A 19,724-nucleotide genomic window follows, 5' to 3' on the forward strand; every position below is an offset into this window, starting at 1 on the left:
CAAAAATGAAATATAAATCACAAAAAGTAGCTTATTGGTTTTTTGCCTTATGTATGTTATTGTTTTCATTACAAATAATATACGGCTTTATCATGGGCTTTGATAGAATTGGATTGCAAGGTCTGCATGACATCATTCCATTTAATACTGCAAGAGCAGTACACACCAACTTATTAGTAGTTTGGTTGTTAACAGGATTTATGGGTGCAGCTTATTACATTATTCCTGAAGAAGCACAACGAGAATTGATAAGCGTAAAATGGGCTTATATACAGCTTATTTCATTAGCTGTTGTAGGTGTTGTAGCCGTAATTGGTTTTCACTTAAACCATTGGGAAGGAAGAAAATTTCTTGAAATTCCACGGGAATTAGATTTTCTTGTTGTTGTAAATGTCTTGTTGTTTTTAGGACTTATTTTAGGAACATTATTCAAAGGAAAACGTAAAACAACAACTGCTTTGGTATTATCCATGGGATTACTATTTGCAGCTTTACTTTACTTACCCGGAATGATTTGGTTTGACAGTCAAGTGATGGACTCATTTTTTCGTTGGTGGGTTGTTCACCTATGGGTTGAAGGTGTTTGGGAATTAATAATGGGAGGTATTTTATCTTATTTGTTAATTAAACTAACAGGTGTTGATAGAGAAGTTATCGAAAAATGGTTATATGTAATCATTGGTTTAACTTTCCTTTCAGGAGTGTTAGGAACTGGACATCACTACTATTATATTGGAGTAAACAAAATTTGGTTAATTGTTGGTGGAATATTCTCTGCATTAGAACCGCTAGCTTTCCTAGCCATGGCATTATTTGCTGTAAATATGTATCGAAAAGGGGAAAAAAGTCATCCCAACAAGATTGCTTTATTCTGGACAATTGGTTCTGCTATTGTATCCTTTATTGGTGCTGGTTTATTAGGTTTTGCTCATACATTACCACAAACAAATCTTTACACACACGGAACATTAGTAACCGCAATGCATGGTCACTATGCGTTTTGGGGTGCTTATGCCATGATTGTTTTAGCAATTATTAGCTATGCTTTACCAAATTTAACTGGAAGAAAACGGTACAATAGCGTTCAAGGAAATGCAGCTTTTTGGCTGTCAAATATTGGAATTTTAGGTATGACTGTTGCATTTGGTGTTGCTGGTGTAGTTCAAGTTTATATGGAACGTAAACTAAAAATGGAATTTATGGAAGCTCAAAAAGAAACTGAAATTCACTTTGTAACACTATTGATTTGTGCTACCATGTTCACCATTGGAATAAGTCTTTTTATTTATGATTTCATAAAATATGGCAGACCAACAGATGAAGCTTTAGAAATAGAAAAAAATAAATCAAAATCATGAAAAAAATAATTTTAGCCATTTTTGCTCTTGTTGCATTTGGAAGTTGCAAGCAAAATGATGAATATAAAAAAGTAGATGCAACTCTAATAAAAGTTGAGGGAGAAGCAATAAATGCAGAGCTAACTTCACCTCCATTTGTTCCTAAACCCGTGGGAGACAGACCAGCCAAAAAACTTATAGTCAATTTAGAAATAATTGAAAAAGAAGGTGAAATGGCGGATGGGGTAAAATATGTTTATTGGACATTTGGTGGTTCTGTTCCTGGTAGTTTTATCAGAACCAGAATTGGTGATGAAGTTGAATTTCACCTAAAAAATCATCCTGATAATAAATTACCTCACAACATCGATTTACATGCTGTAACTGGTCCAGGTGGTGGTGCAAAATCCTCTTTTGTAGCTCCAGGACACGAAGTAACTTTTTCTTTCAAGGTGTTAAACCAAGGTCTTTTTGTTTACCACTGTGCAACAGCTCCAGTTGGTATGCACATTGCTAATGGAATGTATGGATTAATTTTGGTTGAACCAGAAGGTGGTTTGCCTCCAGTTGATAAAGAATACTACATTATGCAAGGTGATTTTTATACCAAAGGTGCTAACGGAGAAAAAGGATTACAACCTTTTGATATGACAAAAGCTATAAAAGAAGAACCTGATTATGTTGTATTTAATGGAAAAACAGGTTCACTAACTGGCGATAATGCGCTTACCGCAAAAGTTGGAGAAACTATTCGTTTGTTTGTTGGAAATGGTGGACCAAACTTAGTTTCTTCCTTCCACGTTATTGGAGAAATATTCGATAATGTTCATGTTGAAGGAGGAACTTTAATCAATCATGATGTTCAAACAACTCTTGTACCTTCTGGAGGAGCAGCAATTGTGGACTTTAAAGTAGAAGCTCCAGGAACTTTAATCATAGTTGACCACTCTATCTTTAGAACATTCAACAAAGGAAGTTTAGGGATGATAAATGTAACTGGTGACGATAACAAAACTGTTTATTCAGGACCTCAATCTGACGAAGTTTATCATCCAGAAGGTGGCACAATTCAAACCATGCCAAATGAAGCAAGCGCAAAAACTCCAAAAGCAGTAACTCTTGTTGAACGAATTGCAGATGGAAAATCAATTTACTCAAGAACTTGCTTTGCTTGTCATCAACCAACTGGAGAAGGTTTGCCAAATACATTTCCTCCTTTAGCAAAATCAGATTTCTTAAATGCTGATGTAAATAGAGCAATAGAATTTGTTCTTAAAGGTAAAACAGGTGAAGTCGTTGTAAATGGCAAAAAATACAATAGTGTCATGACAGCACAAACCCTTACAGATGATGAAGTTGCAAATGTTTTAACTTATGTTTATAGCACTTGGGGCAATTCTAAAAAAGAGGTTACTCCTGCTATGGTAAAAGCCGTTAGAAGTAAAAAATAAATTATTAATTCATGAAAAAGTTGTATTTTCTGTTTGTCGTAATTGTGTTTGTTTCTTGTTCTAAAGACAATAAATCTAATGCTTTGGAAGATATAACTTTTCCATCAGTTTCTACTCCAAATGACAAATCATTTGGAGTAGAAACACCGATGGTTTCTATAAAAGGCGGAAAATATGTTCCTCTCTACGGAAAAAAAAATAAAGCTGTAGAAGTAAGTGATTTACTTATGGATGTCTATCCTGTTTCAAACGAAAACTTTTTAGCTTTTGTAAAACAAAACAAAAGATGGAGAAAATCTGAAGTAAAAAAACTTTTTGCAGATGATAATTATCTAAACAATTGGAAAAAGGATACCATTTTAGCAACAGATATGAAACAAAAGAGTCCAGTTACAAACGTTTCTTGGTATGCGGCAAATGCTTATTGCGAATGTCAAGGTAAACGACTTGCAACCGTTGACGAATGGGAATTTGTAGCAATGGCAAATCAAGAAATGGCAGATGCTCGAAAAATAAAAGCATACAATCAATATATTTTAGACTGGTACGAAAAACCAAAAACGTTTAACAATGAAATTGGAAAAACCTTCAAAAACTATTATGGTGTATATGATTTACACGGTTTAGTTTGGGAATGGACTTCCGATTTTAATTCAATTTTATTAACTGGTGAATCTCGAAGTGATGTAACTACAGATAAAAATTTATTCTGTGGAAGTGGTTCACTAAATGCTTCCGATTTAATGAATTATGCTGCGTTCATTAGATATGCTTTTCGAGGAAGTGTAAAAGCAAATTATGCAGTGAAAAATTTAGGTTTTAGATGTGTCAAAGACACTTTAAATACAAAAAAACCATGAAAAAAATAATCCTCTTTTTTATAGCAATATCTCTTTTTGGCTGCAAAAAAAACGCCGAAATAACAAATAAATCCATTTCAGACGAATCTATTTTTAATTTAACGAGCAAATGGAAAACTCAAGACAACAAAACCATAGAAATAAAAGACTTTAAAGGAAAAGTTACCGTAATGGTAATGATATACACAAGTTGCAAAGCCGCTTGCCCAAGATTAGTAGCCGATATGCGAGACATTGAATCTAAAATGCCCAAAGACAAACTTTCCGATTTAAACTTTGTTTTAGTAAGTATTGATCCCGAAGTAGATACTCCTGAAAGATTAAAAACGTTTGCAAAAGCCAATTTTATGGATGCACCACATTGGACATTTCTACAAGGCACAAAAACAACAGTTCAAGAATTTGCCAATGTTTTGGCGGTAAAATACAAACAAATTGCACCAATGGATTTTTCACATTCCAACATTATAAGTGTTTTTGATAAAGAAGGTGTTTTAATTCACCAACAAGAAGGTTTAGGCGTAAATAACAAAGAAACAGTAGATGAAATAATTGAAACTGTAAATAAATAAAACAATGAAAAAGTATACATATTTACTCTTGGTAACCATACTATTTTCACACGTAGCAAAGGCACAACAATTCACTGTTAATGCCGATTTAAGAGCTCGATTTGAAAACAGAAACGGTTATGGAACTTTAAAACCCGATACAGAAGAAAGCGCTTCATTTATATCTCAAAGAACCCGATTGATTTTTGATTATTCATTCAAAAACATAAAATTAGTTGTTTCTCCTCAAAATGTCAGAACATGGGGAGATGCGTTAACTAACTCTAAAGATGATATTGGAACTTCTTTTCATGAAGCCTATGGTGAAGTAATCATGAATGAAAAATTCGCTTTTAAAGTCGGACGCCAAGAAATTAATTATGATGATGCAAGAATTTTTGGCAATGTAGATTGGGCGATGCAAGCAAGAAGCCACGATGCGTTTTTATTAAAATTCATGCCCAACTCATCAAATAAAATGCATATCGGTGTAGCTTACAATGCAAATAAAGAAACCAACTTCGAAGAAAACTACGCTTTAAATCAATACAAATCTTTACAATATGCTTGGTACAACGGAACTTTTAAAGATTTTAATGTAAGCGCATTATTGCTCAACAACGGAATGCCTTACTTAGTTGGGACAGAAGAAAAAGTTGATTATAGTCAAACTATAGGAACAAGAATAATCTTCAAAAATGGCAAACTGAATATTGATGGAGCAACTTATTTACAAACAGGACAATTGGCTAATAATACTGTAAACGCCAATTATTTTTCTGCAAATATTAATTACAAAGCATCAACACATTTTAACACAAGTATAGGTTTTGAAAGTCTTTCTGGGAAAGATCAAAATGACACTTCAACAGATGTAAAATCATTTAATCCATTATACGGAACCAATCACAAATTTAATGGTTATATGGATTATTTCTATGTTGGAAATCATGTTAATTCTGTTGGGTTAACAGATATTTACGCAACATTAGGATATGAAAAAAATAAATTCTCAGCCAAATTAACGCCTCATTATTTTGCTTCAGCGGCAGCAATTTATAAAACTGGAGTTAAACAAGACAGTTATTTAGGAACTGAATTAGACTTCACTTTAGACTACAAAATGTATGACTATGTAATAATTGATGCAGGATTTTCCCAAATGTTTGCTACTACCTCAATGGAAGTTTTAAAAGGTGGAAACAAAAATGCAGGCAATAATTGGGCTTTTCTTTCTATAAAAATAAACCCAAATCTTTTTACTTATAAAGCTGAAGTCAAACCATAATTATCCATTAAAATGACACTAAATATTCCCTATTATTATTCCATAGGAAAAGAAGAAGAGATTTTTTTACATGCTTATTCCAATAAAATCCCATTGCTTTTAAAAGGTCCAACCGGAACAGGAAAATCCCGTTTTATTGAATATATGGCGCATAAATTGGACAAAAAACTCATCACCATTGCCTGCCATGAAGAAACTTCTTCAACCGATTTGATAGGACGGTTTATTATAAAAGGAGCAGAAACAATTTGGGTTGACGGACCAATGACCACAGCAGTAAAAGAAGGCGCTATTATTTATTTAGACGAAGTTGCCGAAGCACGACCAGATGTGATTGTGGCGATACATTCGCTTACAGATCATAGACGAGAATTGTTTATTGACAAATTAGGAATTACCGTAAAAGCGCACGAAGATTTTATGCTTGTTGCTTCCTTCAATCCTGGTTATCAGCGTGGATTTAAAGAATTAAAACCATCAACTAAGCAACGTTTTTCAGCTCTTTCGTTCAATTATCCCGAAAACAAACAAGAAGTAGAAATTCTTATCAACGAAACTGGAATTGATACTGATAATGCCAAAAAACTGGTATCAATTGGTTCTAAAATTAGAAATCTAACTGAACTTGGATTAACCGAAACCGTTTCAACACGTCTTTTAGTAAATGCTGCAAAACTGATTAAAAGCGGATTGCCCAAAAGACTTTCCACGCATATTGCCATAGTAGAACCATTAACAGATGATTTGCAAACCATTCAATCTTTAAAAGATTTGTGCGATTTGATGATTTAGAAACTAAAAAATGGATTTAGACGAACTACTTTTCGGAACCGTTTCTAAATATTTCAAAAAAAGAAACAAGAAAAAAATCCTTTTAGATAACAATGCTGTTTTCTTAAAGGATGTAAAATCTCGTTTGACCATTTTAGCAAGAGCCATCACTGGAAATCCTATCGAAATTTTTCCTGCCGAGCGCGAAGGCGGTTGTAAAAACAACAACTATTTTTTGCCTATTTATTTCAATGAATTTTCGTCAAAAGATGCCAATTTAGAATATTACTTTTTTAGAATATTATTTCTAAGTATTCAATCTGAATTGAAGATAAATTCAACTTTAAATGAAGTTTTCACGGAACAAAAAAAAGAGGAAATTTTGAATTTATTATTTCAAAAATATCCCAATTCAATAGCCATTTATCAAAACCTAAAATCGCATTTTGAAACCAAAACAACATCAAAAAAGCCAACCGATTATTCATGGATTTATGGCAAGTTGATGCAAAATGATAGTGAAGAAAACTCAGAAACTATCCTTGAAATTTTTTCGGATTTAGTTAAAAAAACTAATTCAGAACAAATTGAAACAATTTTACAAGCAAAAGCAGTTGAAGAAATTATTACCATTGAAGTTGATAAAAAACAACAAGAAGATTATGTATTGCTACACAGTTTTGAAAAAGTAGAAACTGCCGAGGAATTCAACGGAAATTGGCGAGATTTTGATGGTTCAGACAATTTAGAAAAACACGAAAACGCTATTGAAGATCTCAACATGAAATTTACTGTTCGTGTTGACGATACTGCACATTCTGTCTATCAAGCGGAGTTTACTGAAAATACTTCTATTTCTGAAAGTGCAGAAACAGATACCAATGGGTTTCATCTTATGTATGACGAATGGGATTTTGGAAAACGTAACTACAAAGAAAATTACTGTAAAGTATATCCAAAAACCCAACTAAAAACAGACGCAAACTATTATCAAAATACGATTTCAAAAAACAGTTCAACCTTAATCAATTTAAGAAAAATCTTGACTAATTTGAACAACAAAATGCAACAACAAAAGCGTCAAAATCAAGGAGAAGAATTTGATATTGATGCCATAACCGATTTGTATGTAGATGTGCATTCTAAAAAAACACCTTCGGAAAAAATTTATCTTTCTAACAGAAAAAAAGAAAAAGATTTATCCATTTTATTACTATTAGACATCAGTTTATCCAGTGATAGTTATGCGGCTGGAAATCGCGTTATTGATGTAGAAAAAGAAGTTTCCATTTTGTTTGGAGAAATACTAAACGAATTCAATATCGATTTTTCAATTGATAGTTTTTACTCCAAAACACGCAATTTTTCTACCTATTTAACGGTGAAAGATTTTGATGAAAATTGGGCTATCGCCAAAAATAAAATAGGTGCCATCGAACCATCTGGCTATACAAGAATTGGTGCTGCATTGCGTCATGCGGGTGCAAGATTAGACACTCGAAAAACCAAAAATAAATGGATTATTCTAATTTCTGATGGAAAACCAAACGACTATGATAAATATGAAGGCAAATACGGAATTAATGATGTGAAACAAGCATTAAGAGAACTGAACCAAAGAAACATAAACTCCTATGCTTTAGCCATAGAAGCTCAAGCCAAATATTATTTACCACAAATGTTTGGGCAAAATCATTATCAAATTCTAACAACACTATCAGAATTATTGCAATCAATGGTCAAATTATATGAGAAAATAAAACAGCAGTAAGTTGTGAAATCAAACACTATAAATTACAAAGATTTTTATTATCCACCTGGAGGTATTTTGTTGTGGATTATCATTTTTCTGGAGTTGATAACTTTTGGAATGGCTATCGTTGCATTAGTTTTTAGTGCCAAAGACAGTCCGCAACTTTTTCACGAGTCTAGTATGCATCTTGATAGAACTTTTGGAACCATAAATACTATTTTTTTGCTCGCAAGTGGTTTTTTTGTTGCCAATGCTGTTCATAATTTTAAAGGAAATAATTTCAAACGAGCTTCTTTTCAATTCAAAATGGCAATGCTCGGAGGATTGTTTTTCATTCTTCTCAAAAGTGTAGAATACTATACAAAAATAGAATCTGGGTTTTTATTAGACACCAATACTTTTTTTACCTTTTACTGGCTTTTAACAGGTTTTCATTTTATTCATGTTGTTGTTGGACTGGTGATTTTATTCCTGCTAAACATAAATTTAAACACCAAAGCTATTGAAGATGTTGAAGCTTCAGCTGCATTTTGGCATATGTGTGACTTGATTTGGTTGCTGCTTTTTCCTGTTTTATATCTGATTTTATAATTATGCAAAAAGAATCAATGTATACATTTGGATTGTTACTGTTGCTAACATTGGCAACTTTTCTCGTATTCAATCTTCCTTTAGATACTTTCCTAAAAAAAGTTATAATTCTCATGCTTTTTTCGGCTAAGTTTTTATTAGTAACATTTCAATTTATGGAACTCAAAAAAGCACATTCGTTTTGGAAATTTTCTGTACTAACAATTTTAATACTTCTCAATTTTATCATAATTATTTCGTAAAAAACCTTAATCATGATTGCAATCATAAATTCATCGCCTAAAAAATAACACTTTGCATATAAATTTAAAAAATGGAAAATCACACTTATAAAGTTAACTTAAAATGGGAAAATAACAGAAAAGGAATCATGTCGTCTCCCGAATTGCCAACAACAATTGAAGTAGCTACTCCACCAGAATTTGAAAAAGGAATGCCCAATATTTGGTCACCTGAACACTTATTTACAGCTTCGGTTATTAGTTGTTTTATGACTACTTTTTTGGCTATTTCAGAACATTCAAAATTAGATTTTATTTCTTTTGAATGTAATGCTGAAGGTATTCTTGAAAAAATAGATGGTAAATACTTAATGACTAAAATTATTTTAAAACCAACATTGACAATAGCTGACCTAAACAAAATTGAAAAAGCACAACGTGTTTTAGAATTGTCTGAAAAAGCATGTTTGATTTCAAATTCAATTAAAAGTGAGGTTGAGTTGAAGCCAATAATTAATATTGAAAACTAATACTTATTAATGCTCACAGCCAACAAATATTTAATTTTTCTATCGCTTTTAATTAGTCTTTTTTTAGCGTATAATTTTATGCTTTATACTTCAAAAGAGGATTATGGAAAAATTCATCTTTCTAAAAAAGCCATTCAAGGTGAAAATATTTGGCTAAATAACAATTGTAATTCGTGTCATCAACTTTATGGACTTGGCGGCTATCTTGGTCCAGATTTGACCAATGTTTATTCCAATAAAAACAAAAATGAATACTACCTAAAAGCCATGTTTAATAGTGGTTTAAAATCGATGCCAAAATTTAAATTTAGTAGCTATGAAAAAGAAACATTAATTCAATTTTTGAAAGAAGTTGATCAAACTGGTTACTATCCAAATACAAGTGCAGTATCAGAATATAATGGTTGGGTTGTTATTAAAAATAAAAAATATGAGAACAGATAAGTATCCATTATATTTTATTTACATCGGTTTAATTTCATTACTACTTGGACTTCTCTGCGGATTATTAGCGGGTTTTCAATATATAATTCCTAGTTTTATTAAAGAAGTTTTGCCTTTCACTGCAATTCGTCCTTTGCACACATTTTTTGTGGTTTCTTGGATTTTACTTTCAGCCATTGGTGGTATTTATTATCACATTAAACCTATTAATCAAAACCTTGTAAAGGTTCATTTTTGGTTATTTGTTTTCACAGGAATTGGAATTATTTTCTCCTATTTATCAAAGAATTTTGCAGGAAAAGAATATTTAGAGTTTCCGAGCTATTTCTATTTTCCTATTGTTTTGGGTTGGATTTTATTTGGCGTCACTTATTATAAAACCATGTTGCCGTCATTTAAAAATTGGCCAGTGTATTATTGGATGTGGGCTACAGGAATTGTTTTTATGATATATCATTTTACGGAAGCTCATTTGTGGATGTTGCCTTATTTTAGAGATAATTTTATACAAAATATTGCAATGCAATGGAAATCTGGCGGTTCATATGTTGGTTCTTGGAACATGTTGGTTTATGGAACAGCACTATTTGTAATGTCTAAAATTAGTAACGATGAAAGTTATGCGAAATCCAAAAAAGCATTTTTCTTTTATTTTCTTGGACTGACCAACTTAATGTTTGGTTGGGCACATCATATTTATATTATTCCAACCGCACCATGGATACGATATTTAGCTTATGCTATAAGCATGACCGAATGGATTATTCTTTTTTCTATAATATATGATTGGAAAAAAAGTCTTTCAACCGAAAAGAAAATAGAATTTTCTATAGCTTACAAGTTAATGCTTATGGCTGATTTTTGGGTGTTTTTGAATATCATTTTGGCATTATTAATATCCATTCCGTCAATCAATTTATTCACTCACGGCACACATATAACTGTGGCGCATTCCATGGGAACAACTATTGGAATTAATACTTTAATTCTTTTATCGTCAATTACTTATATCATAGAAATTGAAAATACGTTTACAAAACCATCACTAAAAAAGCTTACTATTGGCATTAAAATATTTCATATTTCGTTTGTGTTTTTTTGGATAACGCTTCTCATTTTGGGAGTAAAAAAAGGATATTGGGCGTTTTTTAGTCAACACATTTCTTTCGGTAAATTTCAGGACTCCATACATTGGATGTATGTAGTATTTACTTTTTTCGGAATCGGAATTTTGGTAGGATTGTATGTTGTTATTTTTGAATTTCTGAAAAGATTGAAATCAATTTCTAAAAGTAACTTTGAAATTTGATGAAGTAGAAAATTCATTTTCTTTAATTCTTACTGACGAGTTCAAATCTCCAAGTGTTGCAACGTTGTTTTTAAATGATTGCACATAATAATTCCCAATGTATTTTTTCGCATCAAGATAACTAACCATTTCATTCATTTCTTCTACTGAAATCAATTCAGAATGATACGTGGTTCTTATTTCAAATTGAATGTTGCTTTTCAAAAGAATTTCAAATGATTTTTCAAATTGTTGAAACAAATCGGATTTTGTAATTTTCTGGAACTTTTCTTTTGTAGCTTTAAAATCTAATGCTACATAATCAATTAGGTTTTCGTTAATCAGCTGTTTTAAAACTGTTGTGTTTGAACCATTGGTGTCAATTTTTACCAAAAACCCCATTGCTTTTATTTCTTTTATCTGCTGCACAATGTTTTTATGCATCAAACATTCGCCACCGCTAAAAACAACGGCATCGAGCAAACCTTGTCTGGTTTTTAAAAAAGAAATTGTTTCAGAAAAAGTAATGGCTCCTTTTCCTAAAACAATTTCGGGATTATAACAATACAAACACCGCATATTACAGCCCGCATACCAAATAATACAAGCCGATTTATTGGGATAATCTAATAATGTAAACGGTGTTAAACTATGAATAGGTTTTGCTAACACTGATTTTCTTTAAAATGTATTCGCTGTTTGTGTTCGCCTTTTTTGCCAATATTAAAACTTTCTACTGGACGATGATAGCCCATTACTCTGGTGTAAACCAAACATTTAGTTCTTAAATATTGATTTTGTTCTAAAACTTCGCTAGTTTTTGTTTTCATATAGTTTGTTATTTTGATTTTCAATAATTTGTTCGTCACATTTTGGACAATATTCATGTTCACCGTTCAAATAGCCATGCACTGGACAAACGCTAAATACCGGAGTTACGGTTATATAGGGTAATCTGAACTTGGTTAAAACTGTTTTTACAAAGTTTTTACACGCTTCTGGTGAACTAATTCTTTCGTTCATGTACAAATGCAAAACCGTTCCACCGGTGTATTTACATTGCAAGTCATCTTGCATCAATAAAGCTTCAAAAGGATCTTGTGTGAAATCAACTGGAATTTGCGAACTATTGGTATAATAAATATTTTCATCCATTCCGGCTTGAAGAATATTTGGAAATCTTTTTTTATCTTCTTTGGCAAACCGATACGTTGTTCCTTCAGCTGGAGTGGCTTCAAGATTGTATAAATTTCCAGTTTCCTCTTGATATTCTCGCATTCTGTTTCGGATGTAATCTAAGATTTCCATGCAAAAATCATTTCCAAAAACTGTGGTAATATCGTCTTTATCATTAGTAAAATTACGCACCATTTCGTTCATTCCGTTAACGCCAATGGTTGAAAAGTGGTTTCTAAAATGAGGCAAATATCTTTTCGTATAAGGAAATAATCCTCTATCATACATGTCTTGAATAAATACTCTTTTCTTCTCCAATGTTGATTTAGAAATAGCTAATAACTTATCCAATTGAGTAAAAAGCGTGTCTTTATCGCCTTTGTATAAATAACCCAATCGAGCCATGTTTATAGTTACAACTCCAATGCTTCCAGTCATTTCGGCACTTCCAAAAAGTCCGTTGCCTCGTTTTAACAATTCTCTTAAATCGAGTTGCAAACGACAACACATACTGCGAACAGCGTTAGGCTTGTAGGCACTTTCGTTTTCTACTTTATTTCCGTTTTCATCTAAAATGTATTGACTTCCAATAAAATTCTGAAAATACGAGGAGCCAATTTTAGCCGTGTTTTCAAAAAGAATTTCGGTATTTTCTCCATTCCAATCAAAGTCTTCTGTGATATTTACCGTTGGAATTGGAAATGTAAAAGGTTGACCATTGGCATCGCCTTCCGTCATTACCGTATAATACGCTTTGTTTATCAAATTCATTTCTTCTTGAAAATGTTCGTAACGCAAATCCGTTGGTTTATCAACACCACGTTGATTGGCTTTTACTAATAAATCGTGATTGAAGTTACCTTCAAAGAAATGATGGTTGTTTTTAGTCGGAATTTGGGTTTTCAAATCATCAGGAACAATCCAATCCAGAGTAATATTGGTGAATGGTGATTGTCCCCAACGTGCCGGAACATTTAAATTATAAACAAAACTGCGAACCGCTTTCAACACATCATCAAAAGACAAATTATCCTTGAAAACATAAGGTGCCAAATACGTATCAAATGAACTGAATGCTTGTGCGCCTGCCCATTCGCTTTGCAATATTCCAAGAAAATTTGCCATTTGTCCCAATGCTTCTCTAAAATGAGATGGAGGTTTGCTTTCAACTCTACCTCGAACGCCATTGAAACCATCATTAAGCAAGACTCTTAAACTCCAACCAGCGCAATATCCTGTCAAACAATCTAAATCATGAATGTGGATGTCGCCATTTCTGTGCGCATAGCCTTCTTCTTTGGAGTAAACTTTGTCCAGCCAATAATTGGCTATAATTTTTCCAGCAACATTATTGACTAATCCTGCATTGGAATAGGAAGTATTGGCATTGGCATTTATTCTCCAATCGGTTTGCGAAATGTATTCTTCTATGGTTTGCGTGCTGTCAACATAAGTGGTATCGTCATTTAGTCCTTGAATATGTTCTCGTTGTAATTTTCGAGTATGACGATACAACATAAACGAGCGCATGGGTGTAAAATACTCCTTTTGAAAAAGTATTTTCTCAATCATATCCTGAACTTCTTCTACAGCCCAAGTGTCTTTGATTTCAATTGAAGACATAACACTTTCGAAAACGCTTTCGTCAAATGGCATAGAAACACTTTCAAAACTCTTCGCTATGGCATCCTTTATTTTATAGCTCTCAAAGGGTTTATAATCTCCATTTCTTTTGATAACATATTTCTCCATATAAATTGTTTTTTATGTTTTACAAAAATTATAAAATAGAAAATCGTTCTTCCATTGTTTTGGCTTTTGGAAAAAGAATATTATTTTCCAAATGAATGTGTTTGTGTAAATCTTGTTCAAATTCCTGCAACATTGAGAATGTTACTTTATAGGTATTACAAGCATCTGATGGCGGAGTGTAATCATTTGTCAATTCTGAAATTCGTCTAAACCGTTCTCCTTCATTTTCATGTTCATCCATCATCATGGCAATTGGGTTTTTAACGGTGCCAAAATGGGGTTGCTCAATTGTGGTATTTTCTTCTAATGCTTTGAACATACTTTTTACAAATGGAAATAAAATTAATTCTTCTTTTTTCATGTGTTGCGCCAATACACCAGAACCTATTTTAAACAAAGTGTTGATTTCAAAAAGTTCTGGATGTCTTTCACCGTGAACTTTGCAAAGCTTGTCTAAAAACTGTAAAATAATGGGTGTTTTTTCTTCAACGTAACGATGATGCGTTTTTTCGATATAACCTACTAATAAATCGGTTGGCCATGATTTAAAGTCGATACTGCTATCGTTTTTTGATTCTAAAATGGATGCTATTTCATTTTCCAAAACCTCCAATTCAAGGTCTTTTTTATCGCAAACATCTTCTAAAGTTCTATCGCCTTTACAACAAAAGTCTATACCATATTTTGAGAATAAAGCAGCTGTTCTAAAGTCTTCCGCTACATATTCTCCTATGGTCATTTTTTCAAGTGTTTTCATTTTATTTGAAATTAATATTTAAAACAATATTAATTCAAATACTAAACATGAAACATGAGCAAACGCATAGAAAAAAACTTTTTACAAACCTCCTATTCGAACCAGGCTTCCTAAAATCAACATGACAATTCCTAATATCGTAACGGCAATAATTTGGAAAGCAACTGGTAGTAATTTATCTGAAGTAAGTTTTGGAAACACAAAGAGTTGTGCATTTATGGCTAATACCAATGTAGAGAATAACAAAATCAACTTAATGGAAACTATTTTTTCAATAGCATTTGAAAACGAAAACCAATGCGTTAAAGTAGCATTATAATCGTAAGCCATCAGAATTCCGGTGATTAATAAAACTAGCAAAGAAGGCAATCCTATGGGTTCAAATTTATCTTTGAAGTTTATAATGATTACGGCATCTTTCTTTTTCAATGCTTCGGGTAAAAATCTAAGAGACAAAAATAAATGACCACCAACCCAAATAGTCGCTGCTAATAAATGTAAAATTAAATAGAATTGATGCATTATTCAGATACCGTTTTATACATCATTGCCGTAGCAATATTCATAGCTCTGTTTTTTATTTCTTCCGCTTTTGGACCTTCAAAAAGTGTATCAACCGTTTTATTAAATAAATCAATCCAATGTTGAAAATGCGCTTTAGTCATCGTGCTTTTTTCATGCAATTCTTTATGTTTTGCCATTGGATTTCCTTCATAATTTGCTGTGTAAAAGAGCATGTTTTCCCAAAAATCATACATTTTGGGCAAATGCAGTTCCCAGTTTACATGTGCCACATCATTAAAAAGATAACCAATGACTTCATCGGTTTTAATTTTTTCATAAAAAGCATTGACTAATTTTTCGATGTCTTTTCTATTTCTAATATCGGTTTTCATGACAAATTATTTAAACAATAAACACAAACTCTCTTCATTGGCAACAACTGAATGAAGTTCGTTTATTGGGATGATTTTTTCATCATATAGTTTTAAAACTTCTTCTTTTCCATTAATTTTAAAAACAACTTCACCTTTTATAACGATTAGTCGAGCAGGAATATCTGTTTTGTGTTCTTTTAATACCATACCTTTTTTGAAAGCAATAACAATCGTTTTTCCACATTCATTTTTCTGAATAACTTGTGCAACAGGATTTTCAGCTGTTTCCAGTTTTGTTAAAATATCGTGTATCATAAATCTTTATTTTTAAATTTTCTTAATGAAATTGAAAATGGAATTATGGCCCAAAGGCAAAGCAATAAGAAGGAAATAATTAAACCCATTGATGTTCCAAAAAAGTCTTTGAAAATAGCTCCAGTATAACCCATCATGGCGGAAACATCAAGATGTAATAATATTTGAATTCGTGCCAAATCAATTGGACTTAGCGCCGTTACACCAACCATGGCATTTTCTATAGGATAATCCGAAAATTGAAACAATAAAAACAAAACCATTCCGTCAAATAATAATGCAAAATAGAGCCAAGTCATGATAGCAATACCTATTCCTTTGGCTTTATCTCGCGTAAGAATTGAACTCAAGAATGCAAGTGCTACAAAAATTACCGATATCAAACATCCAACAGTAATCATCATCAACCCAACATTATCAAAAGAATAGAGTAGTAACGGAATGCCCGCACCAACAAAAAAAGCCAATACCATAGATAGTGATAACCCAAAAAACAAACTCAACCATATTTTTCTTCGCTTGATAGGTTGGCTCAATAAAAGCTCTATAAACTCAGCACTATTGTACAAATAAATAGTAGAAAAAAGTATAGAAACTAACGGCACGGTTAATAAAATAACATTTAAAATTGTCAATATTCCTTTTGCAGCATTGTCTTCCAAGGCAAACGAACTCCACGACAAAACAGCCAAAATAATGGTGTAAGTCACTACTATCTTGCTTCTAAGTATGTCAAGTAAAATGATTTTAATTATTCTGTTCATTTTGCTTTTCTTTTAAAATTTTAGCAATGGCTTTTGATATTTTGTCTTCGTTGGTTTCTGTTTTTAAATCGGCTACTTTTTTATGAAAATGTACTTTGCCGTCTTGCATAAAAATAATTTCGGTAATTAAATCATCCAATTCGCTTAACAAATGGGAGGTTATTAAAATGAGTTTGCCTTTTTCTTTTTCCTTGATAATTTTTTCTTTCAAAATTTCGGAAGCCAATGGATCTAAACCCGCTGTTGGCTCGTCTAAAATCAATACGTCAGGATTAAATAAAAAAGATAATACTGCACTCACTTTTTGTGTTGTTCCTCCTGAAAGAGTTCGCATTTGTTTATCAAACATTTTCTCCAACTCAAATGCTTTCAGTAAATCTTCATCCAATGTAGTATTGGTATTTCTGATTTTTTTTATCATTTCAATAATTTGACCAACGGTCATGGTGTCGGGATATCTGCCTATTTGTGGCATGTAGCCTATATTTTCTCTGTATAAATATTCTCCCAAAACCGATTTTTCATTAAATTCAATCGACCCTTTATCAGGTAACACCATTCCGAGAAGCGATTTTATCAAAGTGGTTTTTCCACAACCATTTGGACCAATCAAAGCAATACATTCTCCTTTGTTGAATGTCAAATTTATGTCTTGTAATACTTCAAGCTTTCCAAACTTTTTACTAATATTTTTTATTTCAATCATAAGGGCAATGACTTCATTAATGGCGTTTTATCTATAAAATTATCGGGCGTTATACTGGGCAATACTTTTTCGGATTTGTCTAAAAGTGTTATCATAAAACTTCGATAGAGCAACATGGTGGACGCATTTGTTTCGGTTAAAACCGCAAATAAACTCAACGGATGATAGGGAACATCGCCTACTCCATTTTTATCCAAATCATATCCTTCATATTTGTCCCAATAATTACTGTTGAAAGTGTTGAGCACTAAACTACCGTTGGTGCTAATGTCAAAGGTGTTTTTCAAATAATTATTATTCACAATTTCGTTATCCATACAACTTGCTTGAATTTTCATTCCCCAACCGTTGGACACAAATTCGTTTTTTTCTACTTTTATTCTTGTTGTACCTTCCATGTAGATTCCAGATGTGTTTTTGACAAATTTATTATTAAAAATATAACTGTCTGCAATCTCTTTTAGCAATAAACCATAAGCCGAATCTCCCCAATTTTCTTCAAAATAGTTATTGTACATTTTTACTTTTTTGGAAAACATAACCGCTACTCCTGCACCGTTGTTTTTGAAAATATTAGTGATGTAAGAGTCGTCATTGGAAAACATAAAATGCAAACCATAACGAATATTTTTGGTTGAAATATTTCTCCAAATAACCGAATTGGTTACAAACTCAAAATAAATCCCATCGCGATGTCCCGAAATTGTGTTGGCTATAATTTGTAAATTATCGCTTTTCCAACAATGAATTCCATTACCAATGAGTTGTTCTTCTTTCCCGTAGGCAATAATTTTGTTTCCTTTTACGATGCAATTATTGCAATTTTGCAGATAAATCCCGAAGAAATTGTTATCCAAAACATTATTATAAATGCGCACAAATGTTTTGTTATAGACTTTTATTCCACAAGGGTCTTCCAGCGCAGCGTGACCTGAATTAATTAATTTAAAACCTTTAACAACAACGCTGTCTGCTTTTACCGATACTACTTCATTTTTACTTTGTCCGTCAAGAATAGGTAGGTTTTTCCCAAGGAAAACTATTTTCTTGTCAATTACAATAGTTCCTTCTCGGTAGGTTCCTTTATTAACAATAATGGTATCACCAGCTTTAGCCATTGAAATTGCTTTTTTTATACTTTTCACAGGATAATTGCTTCCCACCTGAATAGTATTGGCTACTATTGTTTGAAAGAAAATAATGTTAAAAAATATAATCCAACTTGACTTCATTTAATAAGTGCTGTAAATTTCTTTCCAAGTCTTCAACTCAGCATTAAGTTTTTGTTGATATGCTAAAGCTCCTTTTTTTGTGCTAAAAGCTATAGTATTTCCGCGCATTGGGCTGCTAATGGTTCCTCCTTTAAGAAAGAAACTTTGTTCTGCCAGAATTAGGGTATTATCTTTTGAATAATCTGCAACATAAAAAGATTTGTATGGAACCACTGTATTTGATTTGGCAAATTGTATCATACAACTTACATCATCAAATTTATAATATCTGCCTTTTTCAGTGATTAACTCGGCTCCAAATTTCCCGTTGGAGATGGTCATTTTACAAAAATCACAACTATCATTATTCAGTTTAATTGGTTTTGGTTCATCTGTGCCACATGACACTAAAAGCAATAAGGCAATTAAATGGGTAATTAGCATTCTCATGATTTATTTTTCTTAAAATAATTGTATTCTTTAAAGATAATAAAAAAGAGTATTAGTCCGGCTGCGGTTAGCATCCAACCTCCAATATCTGGAATGGAATAGGCACCAAAATTTAATAATTGTTTGTATCCTATTAGTGGTGGTTGATATGACATTCCTGGCACTCTGATGGCTGCATTTGGGTCTAGATTATGACCATATTCATAATTCCATCGGTAAAAATCAATGGCTGCTAAAACAATGAAAAGCGCATACGTTATAAGAAAACCTAAAACCGCTTTTCTTTTGGCTATAAAAATCAAGAGTACTGAAACCAATGCAAAGAAACCAAAAACATAGGGTAAAATAGAAAATTCAAAAAAGTTTTCGGTGTGCAATGTTGCCATGCCTATGTAATGGTTTAATCCATTAATGATTTCCACATCGCCACCTATTTTGTTAGCGAATAACTGCAAAACTAAACCTTCCGGATATTGTGGTGCTTCTAGTTCAATTCGCCACATTGGAAAAAATAAGGCACCTGCAAACAATGATGCAACAATCAAAAGCAATACTTTTGATAGCACTGATATTTTTAAATTTTTCATTGGATTTGAGAAAAAAAGGGGAACAAATAAAATCTGTTCCCCT

The 19,724-nt window shown here is 32.2% G+C and carries 24 protein-coding genes; 12 read left to right on the plus strand and 12 right to left on the minus strand.

The annotated features are described in order from the left end of the window. The first annotated feature begins 5 nt into the window (after positions 1 to 5). The 12 genes from ACSVH2_RS03100 (at position 6) to ACSVH2_RS03155 (ending at position 11,106) form a co-directional block, all read left to right on the plus strand. Complete coding sequence (locus ACSVH2_RS03100; protein WP_438091697.1) at positions 6 to 1,358, plus strand: cbb3-type cytochrome c oxidase subunit I; 1,353 nt, start codon at positions 6 to 8, stop codon at positions 1,356 to 1,358. Continuing rightward, positions 1,355 to 2,788 carry a copper-containing nitrite reductase gene (gene nirK, locus ACSVH2_RS03105; RefSeq protein ID WP_438091698.1) on the plus strand — a complete coding sequence of 478 codons (1,434 nt, stop codon included), beginning with the start codon at positions 1,355 to 1,357 and terminating at the stop codon, positions 2,786 to 2,788. The genes ACSVH2_RS03100 and nirK overlap by 4 nt, the downstream gene beginning before the upstream one ends. Positions 2,789 to 2,799: 11 nt before the next feature. Next, on the plus strand, positions 2,800 to 3,648 hold the full coding sequence (locus ACSVH2_RS03110) for a formylglycine-generating enzyme family protein (protein WP_438091699.1): 849 nt from the start codon (positions 2,800 to 2,802) through the stop codon (positions 3,646 to 3,648). Next, positions 3,645 to 4,220: an SCO family protein gene (locus tag ACSVH2_RS03115; RefSeq protein WP_438091700.1), complete on the plus strand. Its 576-nt coding sequence runs from the start codon at positions 3,645 to 3,647 to the stop codon at positions 4,218 to 4,220. Before ACSVH2_RS03110 ends, ACSVH2_RS03115 begins: the two co-directional genes overlap by 4 nt. Before the next feature lie 4 nt (positions 4,221 to 4,224). After that, positions 4,225 to 5,487 (plus strand): alginate export family protein, encoded by a 1,263-nt coding sequence (locus tag ACSVH2_RS03120; protein ID WP_438091701.1) that lies wholly within the window; start codon positions 4,225 to 4,227, stop codon positions 5,485 to 5,487. Positions 5,488 to 5,499: 12 nt separating this feature from the next. Continuing rightward, positions 5,500 to 6,279 carry a CbbQ/NirQ/NorQ/GpvN family protein gene (locus tag ACSVH2_RS03125; protein WP_438091702.1) on the plus strand — a complete coding sequence of 260 codons (780 nt, stop codon included), beginning with the start codon at positions 5,500 to 5,502 and terminating at the stop codon, positions 6,277 to 6,279. Positions 6,280 to 6,289: 10 nt separating this feature from the next. Next, positions 6,290 to 8,029, plus strand: a complete 1,740-nt coding sequence (locus ACSVH2_RS03130; RefSeq protein ID WP_438091703.1) for a nitric oxide reductase activation protein NorD — start codon at positions 6,290 to 6,292, stop codon at positions 8,027 to 8,029. Between the two features lie 3 nt (positions 8,030 to 8,032). Continuing rightward, positions 8,033 to 8,602: a cytochrome c oxidase subunit 3 gene (locus tag ACSVH2_RS03135; protein ID WP_438091704.1), complete on the plus strand. Its 570-nt coding sequence runs from the start codon at positions 8,033 to 8,035 to the stop codon at positions 8,600 to 8,602. A gap of 17 nt (positions 8,603 to 8,619) precedes the next feature. Further along, positions 8,620 to 8,844 carry a cytochrome C oxidase subunit IV family protein gene (locus ACSVH2_RS03140; RefSeq protein WP_438092256.1) on the plus strand — a complete coding sequence of 75 codons (225 nt, stop codon included), beginning with the start codon at positions 8,620 to 8,622 and terminating at the stop codon, positions 8,842 to 8,844. Positions 8,845 to 8,915: 71 nt separating this feature from the next. Further along, the gene (locus tag ACSVH2_RS03145; protein ID WP_438091705.1) at positions 8,916 to 9,353 is read left to right on the plus strand and encodes an OsmC family protein; all 438 of its coding nucleotides are present in this window, start codon (positions 8,916 to 8,918) and stop codon (positions 9,351 to 9,353) included. Positions 9,354 to 9,431: 78 nt separating this feature from the next. Next, positions 9,432 to 9,797: a c-type cytochrome gene (locus ACSVH2_RS03150; RefSeq protein WP_438091706.1), complete on the plus strand. Its 366-nt coding sequence runs from the start codon at positions 9,432 to 9,434 to the stop codon at positions 9,795 to 9,797. Next, positions 9,784 to 11,106 carry a cbb3-type cytochrome c oxidase subunit I gene (locus ACSVH2_RS03155; protein WP_438091707.1) on the plus strand — a complete coding sequence of 441 codons (1,323 nt, stop codon included), beginning with the start codon at positions 9,784 to 9,786 and terminating at the stop codon, positions 11,104 to 11,106. Before ACSVH2_RS03150 ends, ACSVH2_RS03155 begins: the two co-directional genes overlap by 14 nt. Here ACSVH2_RS03155 and ACSVH2_RS03160 read toward each other — a convergent pair. From ACSVH2_RS03160 to ACSVH2_RS03215, 12 genes are all read right to left on the minus strand, one after another. Continuing rightward, the gene (locus ACSVH2_RS03160; RefSeq protein WP_438091708.1) at positions 11,077 to 11,757 is read right to left on the minus strand and encodes an anaerobic ribonucleoside-triphosphate reductase activating protein; all 681 of its coding nucleotides are present in this window, start codon (positions 11,755 to 11,757) and stop codon (positions 11,077 to 11,079) included. The genes ACSVH2_RS03155 and ACSVH2_RS03160 overlap by 30 nt on opposite strands. Then, complete coding sequence (gene nrdD / locus ACSVH2_RS03165) at positions 11,751 to 11,915, minus strand: anaerobic ribonucleoside-triphosphate reductase (RefSeq protein ID WP_438091709.1); 165 nt, start codon at positions 11,913 to 11,915, stop codon at positions 11,751 to 11,753. The genes ACSVH2_RS03160 and nrdD overlap by 7 nt, the downstream gene beginning before the upstream one ends. After that, positions 11,899 to 14,013, minus strand: coding sequence for a ribonucleoside triphosphate reductase (locus tag ACSVH2_RS03170; RefSeq protein WP_438091710.1), 2,115 nt, complete (start codon positions 14,011 to 14,013; stop codon positions 11,899 to 11,901). The genes nrdD and ACSVH2_RS03170 overlap by 17 nt, the downstream gene beginning before the upstream one ends. Before the next feature lie 28 nt (positions 14,014 to 14,041). Then, entirely contained in the window at positions 14,042 to 14,770 is a 729-nt protein-coding gene (gene ric, locus ACSVH2_RS03175; RefSeq protein WP_438091711.1) for an iron-sulfur cluster repair di-iron protein, read from the minus strand. Positions 14,771 to 14,851: 81 nt separating this feature from the next. Continuing rightward, positions 14,852 to 15,292, minus strand: a complete 441-nt coding sequence (locus tag ACSVH2_RS03180) for a copper resistance protein CopD (protein WP_438091712.1) — start codon at positions 15,290 to 15,292, stop codon at positions 14,852 to 14,854. After that, complete coding sequence (locus ACSVH2_RS03185) at positions 15,292 to 15,666, minus strand: group III truncated hemoglobin (RefSeq protein WP_438091713.1); 375 nt, start codon at positions 15,664 to 15,666, stop codon at positions 15,292 to 15,294. The genes ACSVH2_RS03180 and ACSVH2_RS03185 overlap by 1 nt, the downstream gene beginning before the upstream one ends. Positions 15,667 to 15,672: 6 nt before the next feature. Continuing rightward, the gene (locus tag ACSVH2_RS03190) at positions 15,673 to 15,963 is read right to left on the minus strand and encodes a hypothetical protein (RefSeq protein ID WP_438091714.1); all 291 of its coding nucleotides are present in this window, start codon (positions 15,961 to 15,963) and stop codon (positions 15,673 to 15,675) included. Then, positions 15,960 to 16,727: an ABC transporter permease subunit gene (locus ACSVH2_RS03195; protein WP_438091715.1), complete on the minus strand. Its 768-nt coding sequence runs from the start codon at positions 16,725 to 16,727 to the stop codon at positions 15,960 to 15,962. The genes ACSVH2_RS03190 and ACSVH2_RS03195 overlap by 4 nt, the downstream gene beginning before the upstream one ends. Beyond that, positions 16,711 to 17,433 carry an ABC transporter ATP-binding protein gene (locus ACSVH2_RS03200; RefSeq protein ID WP_438091716.1) on the minus strand — a complete coding sequence of 241 codons (723 nt, stop codon included), beginning with the start codon at positions 17,431 to 17,433 and terminating at the stop codon, positions 16,711 to 16,713. Before ACSVH2_RS03200 ends, ACSVH2_RS03195 begins: the two co-directional genes overlap by 17 nt. Further along, positions 17,430 to 18,665 carry a nitrous oxide reductase family maturation protein NosD gene (locus ACSVH2_RS03205; protein ID WP_438091717.1) on the minus strand — a complete coding sequence of 412 codons (1,236 nt, stop codon included), beginning with the start codon at positions 18,663 to 18,665 and terminating at the stop codon, positions 17,430 to 17,432. The genes ACSVH2_RS03200 and ACSVH2_RS03205 overlap by 4 nt, the downstream gene beginning before the upstream one ends. Continuing rightward, positions 18,666 to 19,094: a nitrous oxide reductase accessory protein NosL gene (locus ACSVH2_RS03210; RefSeq protein ID WP_438091718.1), complete on the minus strand. Its 429-nt coding sequence runs from the start codon at positions 19,092 to 19,094 to the stop codon at positions 18,666 to 18,668. It abuts the gene before it with no gap. After that, on the minus strand, positions 19,091 to 19,681 hold the full coding sequence (locus ACSVH2_RS03215) for a hypothetical protein (RefSeq protein ID WP_438091719.1): 591 nt from the start codon (positions 19,679 to 19,681) through the stop codon (positions 19,091 to 19,093). Before ACSVH2_RS03215 ends, ACSVH2_RS03210 begins: the two co-directional genes overlap by 4 nt. Between the last annotated feature and the right edge of the window lie 43 nt (positions 19,682 to 19,724).

This window comes from Flavobacterium sp. RSB2_4_14 (assembly GCF_051547085.1).
GTDB lineage: Bacteria > Bacteroidota > Bacteroidia > Flavobacteriales > Flavobacteriaceae > Flavobacterium.

Excerpts from the sequence above, each read along its gene's own strand:
- ACSVH2_RS03100 (WP_438091697.1), top strand. The coding sequence starts at position 6 with ATGAAATATAAATCACAAAAAGTAGCTTATTGGTTTTTTGCCTTATGT.
- nirK (WP_438091698.1), top strand. The coding sequence starts at position 1,355 with ATGAAAAAAATAATTTTAGCCATTTTTGCTCTTGTTGCATTTGGAAGT.
- ACSVH2_RS03110 (WP_438091699.1), top strand. The coding sequence starts at position 2,800 with ATGAAAAAGTTGTATTTTCTGTTTGTCGTAATTGTGTTTGTTTCTTGT.
- ACSVH2_RS03115 (WP_438091700.1), top strand. The coding sequence starts at position 3,645 with ATGAAAAAAATAATCCTCTTTTTTATAGCAATATCTCTTTTTGGCTGC.
- ACSVH2_RS03120 (WP_438091701.1), top strand. The coding sequence starts at position 4,225 with ATGAAAAAGTATACATATTTACTCTTGGTAACCATACTATTTTCACAC.
- ACSVH2_RS03125 (WP_438091702.1), top strand. The coding sequence starts at position 5,500 with ATGACACTAAATATTCCCTATTATTATTCCATAGGAAAAGAAGAAGAG.
- ACSVH2_RS03130 (WP_438091703.1), top strand. The coding sequence starts at position 6,290 with ATGGATTTAGACGAACTACTTTTCGGAACCGTTTCTAAATATTTCAAA.
- ACSVH2_RS03140 (WP_438092256.1), top strand. The coding sequence starts at position 8,620 with ATGTATACATTTGGATTGTTACTGTTGCTAACATTGGCAACTTTTCTC.
- ACSVH2_RS03145 (WP_438091705.1), top strand. The coding sequence starts at position 8,916 with ATGGAAAATCACACTTATAAAGTTAACTTAAAATGGGAAAATAACAGA.
- ACSVH2_RS03150 (WP_438091706.1), top strand. The coding sequence starts at position 9,432 with ATGCTTTATACTTCAAAAGAGGATTATGGAAAAATTCATCTTTCTAAA.
- ACSVH2_RS03155 (WP_438091707.1), top strand. The coding sequence starts at position 9,784 with ATGAGAACAGATAAGTATCCATTATATTTTATTTACATCGGTTTAATT.
- nrdD (WP_438091709.1), bottom strand. The coding sequence starts at position 11,915 with ATGAAAACAAAAACTAGCGAAGTTTTAGAACAAAATCAATATTTAAGA.
- ACSVH2_RS03170 (WP_438091710.1), bottom strand. The coding sequence starts at position 14,013 with ATGGAGAAATATGTTATCAAAAGAAATGGAGATTATAAACCCTTTGAG.
- ric (WP_438091711.1), bottom strand. The coding sequence starts at position 14,770 with ATGAAAACACTTGAAAAAATGACCATAGGAGAATATGTAGCGGAAGAC.
- ACSVH2_RS03180 (WP_438091712.1), bottom strand. The coding sequence starts at position 15,292 with ATGCATCAATTCTATTTAATTTTACATTTATTAGCAGCGACTATTTGG.
- ACSVH2_RS03185 (WP_438091713.1), bottom strand. The coding sequence starts at position 15,666 with ATGAAAACCGATATTAGAAATAGAAAAGACATCGAAAAATTAGTCAAT.
- ACSVH2_RS03190 (WP_438091714.1), bottom strand. The coding sequence starts at position 15,963 with ATGATACACGATATTTTAACAAAACTGGAAACAGCTGAAAATCCTGTT.
- ACSVH2_RS03195 (WP_438091715.1), bottom strand. The coding sequence starts at position 16,727 with ATGAACAGAATAATTAAAATCATTTTACTTGACATACTTAGAAGCAAG.
- ACSVH2_RS03200 (WP_438091716.1), bottom strand. The coding sequence starts at position 17,433 with ATGATTGAAATAAAAAATATTAGTAAAAAGTTTGGAAAGCTTGAAGTA.
- ACSVH2_RS03205 (WP_438091717.1), bottom strand. The coding sequence starts at position 18,665 with ATGAAGTCAAGTTGGATTATATTTTTTAACATTATTTTCTTTCAAACA.
- ACSVH2_RS03210 (WP_438091718.1), bottom strand. The coding sequence starts at position 19,094 with ATGAGAATGCTAATTACCCATTTAATTGCCTTATTGCTTTTAGTGTCA.
- ACSVH2_RS03215 (WP_438091719.1), bottom strand. The coding sequence starts at position 19,681 with ATGAAAAATTTAAAAATATCAGTGCTATCAAAAGTATTGCTTTTGATT.